The organism is Neobacillus drentensis, assembly GCF_036966985.1.
Lineage (GTDB): Bacteria > Bacillota > Bacilli > Bacillales > Cytobacillaceae > Neobacillus > Neobacillus drentensis_E.
Map to the genome: position 1 here is coordinate 1 of NZ_JBALSN010000203.1, position 840 is coordinate 840.

The 840-nt window shown below is 39.3% G+C and carries 1 protein-coding gene; it reads left to right on the forward strand.

Annotated elements, in window-relative coordinates; translation table 11 throughout:
• Nucleotides 1-19 precede the first annotated feature (19 nt).
• The coding region (locus V7659_RS13785) for a DHA2 family efflux MFS transporter permease subunit (protein ID WP_420491731.1) at nt 20-840 on the forward strand (821 nt) is incomplete at its 3' end.

Consider the following 840-nt stretch of genomic DNA (forward strand, 5'->3'; position numbering starts at 1 on the left):
TATTATAGGGGGAAATTTAATGGATCAAACGATAAAAAAGACTAGCAAACCACCATACGGAATCCTTGCCGTCTTAATGGTCGGCGCTTTTATTGCTTTCTTAAATAACACTTTACTTAATATAGCATTGCCGTCAATCATGAAGGATTTAGAGATTGAAGCAGCTACGGTTCAATGGCTGACAACTGGTTTTATGTTAGTGAACGGAATTCTCATTCCTTTATCAGCCTATTTAATTCAAAAATTTTCTGTTCGTCAGTTATTCTTAGCTGCAATGATTTTGTTTACGATAGGAACCATTTTAGCAGGATTTGCACATGCCTTTCCATTGTTATTAACGGGGCGGATGGTTCAGGCTTCAGGGTCAGCGATCATGATGCCGTTGTTAATGAATGTTATGCTAACCAGTTTTCCAGTCGAAAAACGTGGAATGGCGATGGGGGTTTTTGGTTTAGTATTAATGTTTGCCCCAGCCATTGGACCAACTTTATCGGGCTGGATTATTGAACACTATGACTGGAGAATGCTCTTCCATTTTGTCACACCAATCGCAATTGTCGTTGTTTTACTTGGCGCTTTCTTACTTAAAGATAAAAAGGAGAAAGTAGATATCCGCTTGGACTTCTTAGCTGTGGTGTTATCAAGTATCGGATTCGGCGGAATTCTTTATGGTTTTAGTAAAGCAGGTACAAAGGGATGGGATAGTCCCGAGGTTTACGGTACACTCGCGATCGGGGTTATTTGTTTAGTAATATTTATCCTTCGTCAATTAAGTCAAGAACGACCTCTGCTTAACTTCCGGATTTATAAATACCCAATGTTTGCTTTATCATCGGCTAT